The 17,587-nt window shown below is 67.0% G+C and carries 2 protein-coding genes; one reads left to right on the plus strand and one right to left on the minus strand.

All coding sequences use genetic code 11. The features are described from left to right. The first annotated feature begins 211 nt into the window (after positions 1 to 211). Complete coding sequence (locus ASE13_RS16070) at positions 212 to 16,849, plus strand: beta strand repeat-containing protein (protein ID WP_056618327.1); 16,638 nt, start codon at positions 212 to 214, stop codon at positions 16,847 to 16,849. A gap of 99 nt (positions 16,850 to 16,948) precedes the next feature. On the opposite strand, the gene ASE13_RS16075 is transcribed toward ASE13_RS16070, so the two are convergent. Then, positions 16,949 to 17,548 carry an invasion associated locus B family protein gene (locus ASE13_RS16075; RefSeq protein WP_056618330.1) on the minus strand — a complete coding sequence of 200 codons (600 nt, stop codon included), beginning with the start codon at positions 17,546 to 17,548 and terminating at the stop codon, positions 16,949 to 16,951. Positions 17,549 to 17,587 lie beyond the last annotated feature (39 nt).

Raw genomic sequence — 17,587 nt, forward strand, 5'->3', positions numbered from 1 at the left:
GTGTCCCGAAAGGAGGCAGGTGTAATCTAACTTGTCTCTACCCACTGGTAATCATTGACGCCTCTTGCTTGTTGCAGGTTTCCCCCTGTGCTAATTCGCGACGCAGGTGTCGCCGGGGGTTCGACAACGTCCGCTACAGACGGACGTGCGAACGCGCACGCTTAACGGGAACGTCTGCCGCTGATCGCGGCGGGCGGACGGGGGAACATCAATGCGCAAGTCCAGCAAGGCACGGCTATTTTCGACGTGCCTGACCGGAGCCATTCTCGCGGCGGCGTCGCCCGCCTGGGGACAGACCAGCGATGCGCCGACCTGGAAGCCGCGCGCGGAAGTCGATGCCCAGGTGGGCAAGGACATCGGCGTCTCGACCTCACTGTTCGCGCCGATCGCGCAGAACGATTCGAGCCTCGTCTATGTCGACGGCCGGATCGGCTATGACCAGCGCTTCGACCGCAACGGCTCGGCCACTATCGGGGCGCGCGTCCGCGTGGGCGAGGACGTCGCCATCGGCGTCAATGCCGGTGCCGATTTCTACCGCTCGGACATCGGCTCGCGCGATCAGGCGGCGGTGTCGATGGGGCTCGAGGGTTTCACTTCGGTGTTCGACGCCCGGGTCAATTACCGGTTGCCGCTCAGCAAGACCCGGACGATCGGCTATATCGATCCCGCTGCCTCGGGTTCGGCCGCTCTGGTGCTCGAGAACAATCGGCTGATCGAACGGCATAGCGGCTTCCGTCTCGAGGCGGTTCCGCTCCAGGGCTTCAACGGCGAGGCGGGCGTACGCCTGCCGGTGGGCGGCAACGCGAGCATCCGCGGCTCGGTGGGCGGCTTCGATTATTGGGACAAGGATGCCGACGAGAATTACCGCGGGATCCGCGGCGGGCTCGAAATGGACATCGAGGACCGGAACAGCGGCGCGCGCTTCACGTTCGGCGGCACGGTCGAACACGACAATCGCTTCGGCACCGACGCGCGGGCGACGGTGCGGCTGTCGGTCCCGTTCGGCGGCCGCTCGGGCGATCGCGGCGCCGTACCGACCGGTCTCGATCGGCAGATGGGCGACCGCGTGCGCCGCGACTATGTCGCGCGTTCGGGCAGCCGCTATCGGGACCTGACGACCAGCCGCTTCGCAGTCGACGCACGTACGGGCAACGAGTTCGGCGGCTTCTATTATGCGAGCGGCACGGGCGTCGCCGGGGCGGCGGGAACGCTGGCCACGCCGACGACGATAAACGATGCCGTGACTCGCGCGGGCGCCAATGGCGTCGTCGTGGCACTCGGCAGCGGCGGCAACATCACCACGCCGGGCGTGACGCTCGCCACCAATCAATATCTGCTCGGCGGCGCGGGCGCAGTCGATGTGCGCCTGCTCAACGGCAGCACCGCCCAGTTCGCGCTGGGCGGCACCAACGGCGTGATCGTCGGCAGCAATGCCGCGGGCGCGACGGTGACGCTGGGCCAGGGATCGGTGGTTCGCGACGTCACGATCCGCGGCGCGGGCACGGGCATTGCCGCGAACGGCGTCGGGGGATTCGCGATCGATCGGGTGATCGTCGAGAATACCGGCGGCGCGGGCATTTCGCTGACCAATACCCTGGGCTCGGTGGCGCTCACCGGCCTTACCGTCCGTGGGGGCACGGGCGCGGGCGTACTGGTCAACGGCGGCAGCAGCGTCAGCCTTGCCAATTCGACGATTTCGGGCGGTGCGGGCGCAGTCGACATCAATGATGGGGGCGCGAACCTCGCGGTCTCGCTGTCGGGCCTGACGCTATCGGCGACCGGCGGCAACGTGCTCGACATCGACGGATCGGGCGCGGGCACCGTCACCGTCACCGGCCTTTCCGGAATCACGATCCGCGGCGGCACCGGCGAGACCGGCGGCCTCAGCGTGCGTTCGGCGACCTTCGACGCCAATACCACCACGGCGGGGATCCAGACGGTCAATGCCGGGCGGATGGAAGTCGGCACCACTGCCGCGCGCGTGAACGGGCAGGGCGTGTTCCTCACCGACGTTATCGGTAGCCTGAGCTTCACCGATCTCGATATCGCCAACAGCGGCGCCACCGGACTCCACGTCGTCAATTCCAAGGTCAACGGCTTCACGCTGGCGACGCTGGACGGCACGATCGACACCGTCGGCGGCACCGCGGCGGACCTCGACCCGCTGGTCATCGACCTCAACTTCGCCAGCATCAGCTCGGTCGGCGCGGCCGGGCCGGGCGTGATCCTCAACACCGTGCAGGGCGGCGGGACCGGCGGCAACGCGCTCACCATCGGCACGCTGACGATCTCGAACAGCGGCGGCGACGGGCTGGTCATCCTCAATTCGACCGGCCTGGTGCGCGTCAATGGCGGCGCGATCACCAATAGCGGCGGCAGCTCGGTCCGGATCGGCACGCAGGGCGTCGCCGGCAGCGGCGGCAGCACCAATCTGCTGTTCGGCGCGTCGGTCACCGATCCGACCGGCACCGCCGCCATCGTCGCGATCTTCAACACATCGGGCACGCTCAACTTCACCGGACCGATCAGCGGCCGCGGACCGATCCTGGTTCGGGATACGCTGGCCGGATCGGCGATCAGCTTCGGCGCGATCACGCTCACCGGCACCGCGGGCGACGCGATTACCCTGGGTAACCTCGCGGGATCGATCAACTTCGCCGGGCTGGTGACGATTGCCAATCCGGGCGCCAACGGCATCGTCATCGGCAACGTGCCGGGCGGCGTCACCTTCGGCAATGTCGACATCACCGGGCTCGGCAACTTCACCGGCCTCGACGTGACCGGCGCGCACGGCAATGTGCTGTTCAACACGCTCGACATCACCGGCACCGGCGCCGGCAAGGGCATCGACGTCACCGGATCGACCAATGCCGGCAATGTGATCGTCCTCAACGGCAGCATCATCCAGGGTGTGAACATCGGTGTCGACCTGACCCAGGCCAACATGACCGGTCAGTTCCGCTTCGGCGACGGCAATCCGGTGCCGCTGAACAGCACGATCGCTGCCAATATCCCGATCGTCATCGCGCTGATGAACGCTTCGAACGGAAGCTATAATTTCGCCGATGCCAATCTGGTGGGCGACACCTCCAACCTGACCGGCGCTGGCTTCACGGCTTATTATGCGCGCGTCGGGGCGACGGGCGCGGGCACGCGCAGCGATCCGGGCAGCCTGGCCGGGGCGGACGCCTCGAACGCGCAATATATCGTGCTGCTCAACGATCCGGCGGGCGGACAGGACGTGTTCGACGCGGCGAGCGCGGGCGGATCGTTCGATCTCGCCGCCGGGCAATCGCTGGTCAGCTTCCTCAACGGCGATTTCGTCGCCGTCAGCGGCGCGGGCTTGCCTGCCAACCTCACCGTCAGCGGGATCGGGCCCGCCGGAATCACCAATGTCTATGCCGGCTCGGGCGGCGCGGTATTGACGACGACCACCGCCGGTTCGGCGACGGTCAACCTGTCGAACAATTCGCGGATCGACGGGCTCGTCATCCGCAATGCGGGCAATGACGTGGGTGTGGAGGGCGTCGGCGTCAGCGGCGTGACGATCGCCAATTCGGATATCGGCGGAAGCGCCGGCGCGATCGCGATCAGCGACGGCGGAGCGGCCGCATCGGTGACGCTCACCCATCTCGACCTCTCGTCCTCGGCCGGCACGACGCTGAGCCTGAGCGGGGCGGGCGCGGGAACGCTGACCGTCTCGGCGTCGGACGTCGACATCGCAGCGACCGGAACCAGCGCCGCGGCGTCGCTGATCGATCTGAACTCGGGCGGGATCGCATTCGGCACGATCTCGACGGGCATCTCGGCGGGCAGCGCGCTCACCGTCCAGGGCGTGACCGGCGGCGGCGTCGCGATCGGCAGCGTCGCGGTGGGCGGCACCGGTGCCGGTGCGGGCGTTGCGATCAGCGGCAACAGCGCCGCAGTGACCATCGGCGCCGTCAGCGTGGCGGGCAGCGCCGGCGACGCGCTTCAAATCACCGGCAACAGCGGTGCTGTCTCGGTGGGCGCCGTCAGCGCCTCGGCCAGCGGCGGCGACTCCGTCGAGTTGAGCGGCAATAGCGGTACGATCGCGTTCGGCGCACTCAGCTCGAGTGGCGCGGCCGGGGCGGGGCTGAACCTCCTGAACACGCTGGGCAACGTCACGGTCGGCAGCGCGTCGATCAGCGGCGGCGTCACCGGCGTATCGATCAACGGCGTGAGCGCGGCCGGCACCGTGACGATCGCCGGGCTCGCGGTCACCGGCAGCGGCACCGGCGTCGCGCTCGCCGATGTCGACGGCGCGGTGTCGTTCACCGGCACGACAAGCATCGCCAATCCCGGCACATCGGGCATCGTGATCGGCGCGGGCAGCGCCGGCACGATCAGCTTCGGCGATGTCGACATCACCGGGCTGGGCGCGGGCACCACCGGCGTCGATGCGCGCAATGCATCGGGCACGGTCAACTTCAATACGCTCGACATCACCGGCAGCTCGACCGCGGGCACGCGCGGCATCGACCTGACCGGCGCGGCCTTCGCCACCAATTTCACCACCACCGAGAGCGGTAGCATCACCGGCGTCGGCATCGGCGTCGATCTTACCAACGCCGCGATCACCGGCAGCTTCCGCTATGGCGACGGCTCGAACACCGATGCCGACGGCGCGGCCTCGTCGATCAACGCGGTCACGCCGATCGTCATCACCGGCATCAATGTCGGAACCGGCAGCTACAATTTCCTCGACGTCGCGCTCACCGGCGACACCAGCACGCTGACCTCATCGGCAACGCTCTATTTCGTCAAGGCCGGCGCAACCGGCGTGGGCACGATCGCGGATCCGGGCAGCCTTGCGGGCGCCGAAGCCTCCGCGGCCGATACGATCATCCTGCTCAACGATCCGACGGGCGGGCAGGACATTCTCGACGCGGCGGGCGCGGGCGGATCGTTCGATCTGGCGGCCGGACGGTCTCTGCTCAGCTTCCTGAACGGTGACACGCTGACGCTGCCGGGTGGCGCTCCGGCGAACCTGCTGCTGTTCGGCATTCCGTCGGGCCAGATCGGCAATCCCTTTGCCGGATCGGGCGCCCCGGTCCTGACCACCACGATGGCAGGCGCGAACACCGTAAACCTGGGCGGAAGCAACCTCCTCGACGGCCTGATCATCGGCAATGGCGTCAACGGGATCGGCGTGGTCGGCGACGGGGTCGCCAACATCACGATCCGCAACAGCCACATCTCGGGCCCGGGGGGTGCGATCGCGCTTTCCGATGCCGGCCTGAACGCGAGCGTGGCGCTGAGCAACCTGACGCTTTCGTCGACGGGCGGCATGGTCGCCTTCCTCGACGGGACCGGCGGCGGGACGCTGGCGGTCACCCAGTTGAGCGGCATCACCATCCTGGGCGGCAATGGCGAGACGGACGGCTTCTATGCCGACGGCGTGCTGTTCGACGCCGATCTCGCCACGGCGGGCGCGCAGGCGGTGACCGGTTCGATGACGATCGGTACGGCGGCCGCACGCGTCGACGGCACCGGCCTGACCGTCAACGCCAGCGACGGCAGCCTCGATTTCGTCACCCTCGACGTAGTGAATGCCAATGATGTCGGCGTCCTGCTCACCGGAAATCTCGACCTGACGGCGATCGTCCGCGCAGGCTCGATCGATACGCTGGGGGGCGATGCGCTGGTCGGCGTCAACGCCGCGCTGACGCTTGATTTCGGCAGCATCGTCGCCACCGATGGCGGGATCTTCATGATCAACACCGCCGCCGCCAATGCGGGTGAGCCTGTGCTCAACGTGGCCATGCTCGATCTCACCGACGGCGGTCTCCTTCTCGCCGGCAGCGGCGATTATGTGTTCACCAACGCGTCGATCACCGACAGCGCGGGCATCGCGGTCTTCCTGACCGATTCGGCCAATCTCGATTATTCGGGCGACATCACCACCAGCCTCGGCGGCGCGGTCACGCTGGCGTTCGTCTCGCACACCGGCACCGCCAGCTTCCATGACGGCACGATCGACGTGACCGACGGCGACGGCTTCCAGTTCATCGACGCCGACGGCACCTATTCGTTCACCGGTACGGCTACGCTCCATGGCGGCGACGCCGGAATCAACGTCGCGAACGGCTCCTCGGGCACCTTCTCCTTCGGCGCAGGGACCAGCGTCACCAACGGCGCGATCGCCAATTTCGTGCTGCAGAATTCGGACGCCAACGTCACTTATCTGGGCAGCCTCACCCAGGGGCTGAACACCGACAATTTCGTGGTCTTCGGCCAGACCGGCGGCGTCGTGGACTTCTCCCAAGCGACGATCAGCGCCAGCGCGGGCTCGGGGCTGCTATTCCTCGGCGCCGACGGCACCAGCATGCTGGGCGACGTCCAGCTCTCCGGCGATGCGGGCATCGAGATCGCGGGTTCGTCCGGGACGATCAGCTTCGGTAATGTCGATATCACCGCAGTCGGTGCCAACCAGACCGCAGTCGACCTGACCGGGGCGCTCGGCAACGTAACCTTCCAGACGCTCGATATCGCGGGCGCCTCCACTGTCGGCACCAAGGGCATCGACCTCAGCGGCTCGACCACCGCGGCGAACATCATCGTCAACGAGAGCAGCAGCATCACCGGTGTCGGGATCGGCGTCGATCTGACCAACGCGGCGATCACCGGCAATTTCCGCTATGGCGACGGCTCGAACGTGGATGCGGACGGCGCCGCCTCGACGATCAGCGCGGTCACGCCGTTGGTCATTGCCGGGCTGAACCCCGGCGGCACCTATGATTTCCGCGATGTCGTCCTCACCGGCGACACCACCAGCCTCCAGACCAACAAGACCGTCTTCTGGGTACAAGCGGGCGCCACCGGCGCCGGTACGCGTGCCGATCCGGGCAGCCTCGCCGCGGCCGAAGCCTCGGGTGTCGACGTTATCATCCTGCTCGACGCGGCGGGTGCCGGACAGGACGTGATCGACGCCGCCTCGGCCGGAGGCGGGCTCGACCTCGTCGCCAACCAGAGCCTGCTGAGCTTCCTGGGCGGCGACACGCTGAGCCTCGGCGGAGGCGCACCGGCCAATCTGCTGCTGTACGGCATCGCCGGCGGATCGGTCACCAATCCCTATGCGGGATCGGGCGCGCCTTTGCTCACCACCAGTCAGGCGGGTGCAACCACGGTCAATCTCGCCGCGGGCGCACTGATCGACGGCGTCCAGATCGGCAACCTCGACGCGAAGGGCGTCTATGGCGGATATCTGGCCGACGTCACGATCCGCAACAGCGTGATCTTCGGCGGCGTCAACGCGATCGAAATCGTCGGCAACGGCGGCAGTGCCGCGCTGAGCAACCTCGACCTCTCGAGCGCGACCGGCGATGTGCTGAGATTGCGCGGCGACGGCGGGAATCTCATCGTGACCCAGCTCGCCAATTTGACGATCCGCGGCGGCACCAGCGGTCGCGGCCTGTTCGGCGAGCAACTGGTCTTCGACGCGAGTGTCGCCACCGCGGGAATCCAGGCCGTGACCGGCGCGCTCACCATCGGCAGCTCGGCGAGCCGGATCGGCGGCTCGGGCCTCGTGCTCGACGATGTGACCGGCACGCTCAGCCTCATCGCGACGATCTTCAACACCGACGGCGACGGCATTTTCGCCGATGGCGGGGCCGGCGGCTTCACCTTCGCGATCACCGGCGGGACCATAGACACCGGCCTGGTCACGACCGCGGGCTCGGCGCTCAATCTTGCCAACCTTTCGGCCGACCTGCAGCTCGACAGCGTCACCTATTCGGGCCTCGATTCGGGCGTGCTCGTCAACAACGTGACCGGCGTCGGGACCGGCGGGCGCGCGCTCGACATCGATACGTTGACGGTGGCGAGCGGTGCCGACAGCGGCATCTCGCTTCTCGGCACCACCAGCGGCAATTTCAGCTTCGGCAGCGCCTCGTCGATCACGGGAACGAGCGTGGCGGGCATTGCGATCGCCAACACCGGCGCCGGCACGTTCACCTATGACGGCAGCATCACCGCCGCCACCGGCGCGCTGATCTCGGTCAGCGGCGGCGACATCGGCAACGCGACCTTCTCCGGTGCGCTGAACGCGACCGGCGGGACCGGACTGCAGTTCGACAATGCCGACGGGACCTACAATTTCACCGGCACGACGACGCTGAACGGCGGCGATGCGGGTATCGATATCGTCAACGGCTCGAGCGGTACGTTCACCTTCGGCACCGGCACATCGATCACCAGCCCGACCGGCACCGGATTGAATGTCCAGAACTCGACCGCAGGCATCACCTATTCCGGTAACTTGACCTATGCGACCGCCGGTCAGTTGGCGGTCGAGATCGTCAATCACTCGGGCGGCACGATCACTTTCCAGACCGGCACCCTCGGCGTGACCAATGGCAGCGGCGTGCGGTTCGACAATGCCGACGGCACCTATGCATTCACCGGCACCGCCACGCTTTCGGGCGTCACGGCGGGCTTCGACATCGGCAATGGCTCGAGCGGGACCTTCAACTTCGGATCCGGTACCAGCGTCGACGCAACGGTAACGGGACTGGGGCTGGCCAATTCGGCAGCGAACGTGACCTATGCCGGCACACTCACGTCCAGCGCGGGCTATGCTTTCGCTGCCTTCAGCGACCAGAGCACGCTCGACATCAGCTCGGCCACGCTGAACGTCACCAGCCTGGGTCTCAACTTCAACGATGCGGACGGCGTATACACGTTCGGGTCCTTCGCCCTTTCGAACGGCGCCTCGATCGTGGTGGCGAACGATTCGGACGGCACCCTGACGTTCGGCGATGTCGATATCACCGGAACCGGCGCGGGCCAGACCGCCGTCAATCTGACCGGCGCGATGGGGGGCGTCACCTTCAACACGCTCGACATCACCGGCACTTCGACCGTCGGCAGCCGCGGGATCAATCTGTTCGGCAACACCGGCACCGGCGACATCGTCGTCACCAACAGCAGCACGATCACCGGCGTCGGCGTGGGCGTCGACCTGACCAATGCGTCGCGCACCGGCCTCTTCCAATATGGCGACGGCGAGAGCGCGATCGACGTGGCATCGACGATCAGCGCCACCACGCCCCTCGTCATCACCGGTCTGAACGGCGGGACGGGGATCTACAATTTCGCCGACGTCAATCTCGTTGGCGACACCAGCGGCCTCGCGACAACTGCGACGGTCTATTACGTGCTCGCCGGCGCGACCGGCAGCGGCACGCTCGGCGATCCGGGCAGCCTTGCCGGTGCGGAGGCGGCTGCCGCCGACATCATCATCCTGTTGAACAACCCGGCCGGCGGGCAGGACGTGCTCGACGCGCTCGGCTCCAACGGCAACGACACGCTGCAGCTCGACGTCAATCAGGCGCTGCGCAGCTTCCTCAATGGCGATACCATCACGCTGCCCGGCGGCGCGCCGGCCAACGTGATCCTCACCGGCGTCGTGACCGGCCAGGTTACCAACCCCTATGCCGGATCGGGCGCGCCGATCCTCACCACCACCGGTGCCGCCAATACGGTGACGCTGGCCAACAACAGCCTGATCGACGGCGTCAGTATCCAGAGCGCGAGCGGCTTTGCCGGGGTATATGGCAGCGGCGTCACCACCGTCACGCTTTCCAATGCCACGCTCTCGGGTACCGGCACGGCGCTCCGGCTGCTCGACGGCGGAGCGGCCGCGACGGCCACGCTCACCAATCTCAGTCTCTCGGCGTCCGGCGGCAGCGCCGCAGTGGATTTCAGCGGCGCGGGCGCCGGCAGCCTGACCCTGACGGGTTCGGGGCTCAACGTATCGCATAGCGGTTCGGGTTCGCTGCTCACGATCGCCGACATCGTCGTCGGCGGCGGCAATCTGACCTTCGGCACCGTTGCGTCGACCGCTTCGGGCGCCGGTGTCGACCTCGGTTCGGTGGCCGGCCTCGGCACGCTCAGCTTCGGCAGCATCACCGTTGCGGGCGCTTCCGGCTCGGGGGTCGCGCTCCACAATTCGAGCGCCATCGTGAACCTCGGCGACGTGACCGTATCGGGCGCGGCGGGCGCGGGCATCCAGCTGACTTCGAACAGTGGCGCCACCACGATCGGCACCATCGACATCAGTTCGAGCGCAACGGGCATCGCGGCGAGCGGTCTCACGAGCACATTGACCGTCGGCGACGGCACGATCGACGGCGCGACCACGGCGGGCATCCTGCTCGGCGCGGGCAACACGGTTCTGCTCAGCTTCGGTAATATCGACATCACCGCACTGCAGACCGGCGCGCGTGGGGTCGATGCGCGTTCGACCGGTGGCTCCAACGTCTATTTCGAGACGCTCGACATCAGCGGCGCCTCGGCGATCGGAACGCGCGGCATCGATCTCACCGGCAACACCGGGCTCGGCAATTTCACCGTCAACGAGAGCAGCACGATCACCGGCGTCGGTATCGGCGTCGACCTCACCAACGCGTCGCGCACCGGCGGCTTCCGCTATGGCGATGGCTCGAACGTGGATGCCGATCTCGCCGCCTCGACGATCAACGCCACCACTCCGATCGTCGTCGCGGGGCTCAACGGCGCCACGGGGACCTATGACTTCCGCGACGCGACGCTGGTGGGCGACACCAGCCCGCTCGAGGTCAGCGCCTTCTTTGTCCGCGCCGGCGCGACGGGCGTGGGCAGCAGGTCGGATCCGGGAAGCCTCGCCGCCGCGGACGCGTCGACGGCCAGTTTCATCGTCCTGCTCGACGCGCAGGCGGGCGCCGGCAGCTTCGACACGATCTCGGGCACGCTGACGCTGGCGAACAACCAATCCTTGCTCAGCTTCCGCGACACCGACATCTTCAATGTCGGGGGCGGCGCGCCGCCGAACGTGTTCGTGTTCAACGTCACCACCGGCACGATCACCAATCCCAATAGCGGCTCGGGCGCTCCGCTGCTGACCTCCGCCGACGCCACCGGCACGGTGCAGCTCGCCGGCACCAGCGTGATCGACGGCGTAGTGATCGCGAACACCGGCACGGGCGCGGGCATTTATGCCAACGGCACCGCGGGCATCGCGACGATCCGCAACAGCACGATCTCGGGCGGCGGCGCGGCGGTGGACATCCGGTCGGGCGCGCTGGTGCGGACGGCCAATCTCCAGAACCTGACGCTCGCCAACGCCGGCAACCAGATGGGCGCGCTGCTCAACCTCAACGGCACCGGCGGCACGCTGACCGTCACCGGCATGTCGAACCTGTCGATCGGCACGGCGGGCGGCGAGACTGCGGGCCTGGTGTTCGACACCGTGACCTTCGACAGCGATCTCGCGACGGGCGGCATCCAGGCAGTCAATGCCGGCGCGCTCACCATCGGCACCACCGGTGCGCGCGTGCAGGGCGACGGCCTCAGCCTGACCAACGTCTCGGGTTCGCTGACCTTCAGCGATCTCGATATCGCCAATACCGGCGGCACCGGCCTGCTCGTCGCCAATTCGAAGGCGAACAGCTTCTTGCTGACCACCGCCGACGGCTCCTTCGACACGACCTTCGGCACGGCAGTCAATCTCGACCCGCTGACCGTGAACATGACGGTCTCGAGCGTCACCGCCACTAACGGCGCCTATGGCATCCAGCTCGATCAGGTCGAAGGCTTCTTCACCGTCACCGGCGCGGTCAACGTCACCAACGCCACGATCGCGGGCATCGCGGTCGAGAACAATACCGGCCAGGCCGACGCGCTCGACGCCACCTTCAGCGGTGCGGTCACGATCAACAACACGGTCGGTGCCGGCCTGTCGCTCACCAACAATGCCGGCGCCACGATCATCTTCGGTGGTGGCGGCACCGGCGTGGATGTGGTGACCACCGGCGGCGCGGCGCTCAATGCTTCGGGCGGCACACTCAGCATCGCCGGTTCGGGCAATTCGCTGACCAGCGGCACCGGCCAGACGATGACGCTGAGCGGTCTCACCGTCGGTGCGCCCGGCATCAACTTCGCCAGCGTCAGCGCGAACGGCGCGGCGACGGCGGTGGTGCTCACCAGCGTGACCGCCGCCGGCGGCGGCGCGATCAATCTCGGCACGGTCAACCTTCAGGGGATCACCAGCCGCGGGATCGACGTCAACACCGCGCTGGGCGCGGCGCTGTCGATCACCGATCTCGATATCGGTCTCAACAGCACGACCGCAGTCGCTGTCGACCTGAACGGCGCGGCGCTGGCTGCCGGCATCACCGCGAATGACTTCGATGTGACCAACGCCGCGGCGGCCGGCACCAGCATCGCCGTCGATCTGCGCGGTACTACGGGCGGGCAGGGCGTCACGCTCGGCGATAGTGCGGCGGGCGGCGCCGCCGCTACGATCGCCGGGGTCAATACCGGCATATGGCTGGACGCCACGACCAATGCGGCGTTCACCTATGGCGATGGTGAATCGGCGATCGACAGCGCCTCGACCATTTCGGCGGCCACGGGCATCAACGCGGCGGCGGCCCCGGCGGTCGGCACCTACAACTTCAGGGACGTGACCTTCGGCGCGAGCCCCGGCCTCGGCTTCGGCGTCGGCCGCACATGGTTCGTCGATTCGAACGGAGCGACCGGCGGCGGCAACGGCTCGGGCGCGGACGGCGCCAATCCGATGACGCTGGCGGCCGCCGAGCTCGCGCTCGCGGCGACCGACGTCATCGTGCTGGTCAATAACGGGATCGCGATCAGCGCCGCCGGATCGAATGGCAACGACACGCTCAACCTGCTCGCCGATACCCAAGTGCGTGGCTTCGGGCAGGGACCGCTGGCGCTCACGCTGACCGTGCCCTCGACGATCCTGCTTTCGGGCAACACGATCAACATCGCCGATCCCACCGGCAATGGCGCGGCGACGCTCACCACGGCGGCGGGCGCCAGCGTGATAACGCTGGGCGCGAGCGGCAATCACATTTCGGGCTTCATCCTCGACGGCGCGCCTGCGGGTGCGCTGCGCGGCATCGTTGACGGTGCCGGTGCCACCGGCACCGTGATCGACTTCATGACGATCCGCAATTTCAACCAGGTGAACGGCTACGGCGTCGAGATCACGCCCTCGACCAACACCGTGATCGACAACGTCACCTTCACCGGCAACACCAACGACGTCCTGCTCAACGCCGCCGGTAGCACGATCACCAACGTGACCGCCACCGGCGCCACCGGCACTTCGATCACGCTCGACAACGCCACCGGCACGACCACGCTGACCAATTTGAGCATCAGCGGCGCGGCGACCGGCCTTTCCTTCACCAATGCCGGCGGGACGATCACCGCAACCAATGTCGACATAACCGGCGCGGCGACTTCTGCGCTCACGGTCACCGGCGGCACCGCCGGCTTCACCTTCGACGGAGCGAGCTCGATCATCCAGGCCGCGGGCGGGCTGACGCTCAACGTCGCCAACCATAGCATCGGCACCTTTGCCTTTGCCGGGCTGATCAATGCGACCAGCGGCAACGGCATGCAGTTCAACAATGCCGACGGCACCTACAACTTCCCCGGCATAACTACGCTCAACGGCGGCAATGCCGGCATCGACATCTATAACGGCGCGACCGGCACCTTCGCCTTCGGCTCCGCCACCAGCCTTACGCATAACAATGCGGGCAACGCCTTCGTGCTGCTCAGCGGCGCCAACGTGACTTTCGACGGGTCGATCACCGATAATGACGGCATCGCCGTGGAGATCGATGCGCACGATGCCGGCACCGCCACGTTCAACGGTACGATCAGCAGCAGCATCGGCAACGCGAGCACGGTGATCTCGATCATCAACAGCAATGGCGGCGCGATCAACTTCAACGGCATAATGAACCTCGCCAGCACGGCGGCGTCGGTGGTCAATCTCTCGGGCAATAACGGATCGACGGTCACCTTCAACGCCGGCGGCCCGGGCCTCGACATCACCAGCACCACCGGCACCGGCATGATCATCACGGGCGGCGGCACGGTGAACGTGCTGGGCAGCGGCAATTCGATCACCACGACCAGCGGCACGCTGCTCAGCGTCACCGATACCGGCGGCACCACGACCAATGTGAACCTTTCCTTCGCCTCGGCGAGCAACACCAGCGGCGCGAACGGAATCTTCGTCCAGCGCACCGGCGCAGGCTCGATCGTCGGGACCATCAACATCGCGGGCGGCGCGATCACCGCGACCACGCGCGGCGTTTCGCTCAACGGCGACGCGCTCAACTTCACTTATGGTGGGACGATCACCACGAGCGGCGCCGCGTCGCGCACGTTCGAGGCGACCAACCGCACCGGCGGCACCGCGACGCTGTCGGGCAACATCACCGATACCAGCCTCGGCATCAGCGTTACCAGCAATAGCGGCGGCACGATCAACCTCACCGGCCAGACGATCAGCCTCAACTCCGGGACCAACGCCGCCGTGACGCTGAGCAACAACACCGGCACGACGATCAACTTCGCGCCGCTGGCGGGCGGCAATGGGCTCGATATCGTCACGACCAGCGGTGCCGGCTTCAGCGCGACGGGCGGCGGCACGGTTACGGTCAGCGGCACCGGCAACAGCATCCAGACCGCCACCGGCCAGGTCATCAATCTCACCGGCGTGAGTGCCGGCGCGAGCGGCATCAACTTCGCGTCGCTGCAAAGCACCGGTATCGTCGCCGGCATCGCCATCAACCTGAACAATCTCGACAGCGTCGGCAGCGGCGCGTTCAGCGGCGGCACCACCAGCGTCGCGGCGACCAGCGGCGGCAATGACGGCATCTTCATCGGCAACGGTACCGCCGCCAATGTCAGCTTCGGCGCGACCACGATCGGCACCGGAACCGTCAGCGGGGACGGCATCGAGATCAACGGCGCAGGCAACGGCGCGGTGACCTTCACCAGCGTCGCCATCACCAATACGACGGCGCACGGCGTTTCGATTGTCGGAGCCGCGGGAGCGACCGGTGCGATCGCGATCAATGGCGGCACGATCGGCGCGGGTGGAATCGGCGGCGATGGTGTCAACATCACCGGCGGCAGCGGAGCCGTCACCGTCGCTGCATCGATCGCCAAGACCAACGCGGGCAACGTCGTCGAGGTGAGCAGCCATACCGGCGGCGCGGTGACCTTCTCCGGGAACCTCTCCGCGACCGGTGGCGCCGCCAATGGAATCCTGCTGAGCAACAACAGTGGCGGCACGATTGCCTTCTCGGGGGCGACCAAGACGCTGACGACCGGCGCGAACAACGCGATTCAGTTCGACAACAATGCCGCCACCGGCGCAGCAGTGTCGTTCACCGGCGGCAATCTCGACATCGATACGACGAGCGGACGGGGTATCACCGGCACCTCGACCACCGCGGGCGCGGGTTCGCTGACGATCCAGGGGACGAACAACACGATCACCTCGGTCGGCGGCATCGCACTCAATCTCGTCAACACCAACATCTCCGCGGGTGGGCTCAACTTCCTGTCGATCTCTGCGAACGGCGGCGCTCGCGGCATCGTGCTCAACACCACCGGCGGGGCGGGGGGGCTCACCGTCACCGGCACCGGCACGACCGACGGCTCGGGCGGCACGATCCAGAACATCACCCAGCGCGGAATCGAATTGCTCAACACCGCATTGGTCAACATCAGCAACCTGAACCTGACCAATGCCAGCACCACCGGCCAGGCCGCAGGGCAGGATCTCGACCTCACTACGGCGAACGGCGCGATCTACATGAGCGGCGTCGCCACCGCGGTGTTCGAGAATATCAACATCACCGGCACGATCGCCGACAACGGCATCACCGGCATCAACGTCAGCAACTTCCAGCTCAACAACAGCCTGATCACCGGTGCCGGCGACGGTGCGCACGAGAGCGGCATCGAGTTCAGCAATCTCTCGGGCACCTCGTCGCTGACCAACACCGAGATCGCGCTGTCGGAGACCAACAGCCTCGACATCGTCAACACCGACGTGAACCTCAACCTGACGCTGAACAATGTGATCTTCCGCGACACGCAGACCAGCGGCATCGGCGAGGGCGGGCTCCAGTTCCGCAGCTTCAGCAGCGCCGCCGGCACGCCGACGACCAATATCGACATCATCGACAGCGATTTCCTGCGGATACGCACCCAGGGTATCCAGATTATCGGCGAGGACGATTCGGTGGTCAGCGTGGATATCACCAACAGCGTCATCGACAGCCAGACGGGGATCGGCGCCGGCATCGACATCAACGGTAATGATACCTCCACCGTGCGGTTCAACATCATCGGCAACCCGACGATCCGCTCGAGCGGCGGTGCCGCGATCAACATCACCTCGTTCATCAGCGCGAACGTGATGGGCCGGATCAGCAACAACGCCAATATCAACGTCTACAGCCAGACCCCCGCGGGGACCGGGGCATCGGGCAGCGGTGTCCGTTTGCTGGCGCAGGAGAATTCGCACCTCACCGTCGCCGTCACGGGCAACACGCTGACGCAGGGCGCCGGCAACAACAGCTCGGCGGTCGACGTGATCGCCCGCGAAGGGAGCGCCCGCCTCGATCTGACGCTGACCGGCAACATCATCGACTCGACCGACATAAACACGCTCGCCGACATCAATCTCCAGAGCGGTTCCTCGTCGGGCACCAACATCGAGACGAACCAGATCTACGCCAATATCGCGAACAACAACCTGACCGCCACCGCGGCTCCCAATCTACTGCGCCTCCGCGTGTCCGAACTCGACAACACCCACGATCCGCGGATCTTCCTGCAGGGCTTTGTCGAGGGCGGCGCAGGGATCGAGGACGACGCAGTGGCCACATGGAACGCTAACGGCAACACGCCGCTGGCCACCACCAGCAATATCGCGGTCAGCCTGTCGGGCACGGCCACCGGCCCGAGCGCCGGTACCGCGCAGATACCGACCAACCCGCTGCCCTGATAGGGGTCGGAGTCCGTCTCATTGCTCCCCGGCCTTCGCCGGGGAGCAGGGTGGTTTCGGGCAACGCGAGCCAATTGCCCCTTCAGCGCGGGGGTCTGGTTATTTCGGTTTTGCCGGCGCAGGCGCAGGCGCGGCCGGCTTGGGCGCAACGGGCAGAGGACTCCTGTCGAGCGCCGCAAGTCCCGTCGGAAAGTCGCGAAGCGTCACCGGCACGATGATCCGCTGGCCGTTGCCGGCGGTGAATCCGATCTTGAGCGTCTTGCCGCCGCGTATCGCCGCGAGCATCGCCGCGTCGACGGGCGTACCGGTATAGGCGCCGTTCTGGTCGCTGGTCTGCACCACCAGCGGCTTCTCCGCCGCTTCGTCGATCTGGACGCTGACGCCGCGCGGGAACAACACGCCGTGCGGAAGCGCGATCGTCATGTTGTGCCCGGCCTGCGGCGTGCGCTGCAGGATCACCGTCAGCAGCCTTTGCTTCTGTTCGCCCGCCAGCAGGTTCTGGACGAGGCTGCACGGTTGGTTGGCGGCCGGAGCCGGGGCGGGGGTGGGGCTCGCCGAGGGCGCCGGGCCGCATACGAGCTGCCATGCGGGTCCCGAAGCCTGTGCCGCCGGAGCGGGGGCGGCGGGCACCGTCTGGGCCTGCGTAACCGGCGCCATCCAGCTTGCGCTTGCCGCCAGAACCGCCACGATCGTCTCCATTGCCATTCCTCCCGAAATCTTTGCGCAGCCTAATGGAGA

This window comes from Sphingomonas sp. Root241 (assembly GCF_001428865.1).
Classification (GTDB): domain Bacteria; phylum Pseudomonadota; class Alphaproteobacteria; order Sphingomonadales; family Sphingomonadaceae; genus Sphingomonas.

What these genes read in the sequence shown, in the direction of transcription:
- ASE13_RS16070 (WP_056618327.1), top strand. Translation starts at nt 212, where the DNA reads ATGCGCAAGTCCAGCAAGGCACGGCTATTTTCGACGTGCCTGACCGGA.
- ASE13_RS16075 (WP_056618330.1), bottom strand. Translation starts at nt 17,548, where the DNA reads ATGGAGACGATCGTGGCGGTTCTGGCGGCAAGCGCAAGCTGGATGGCG.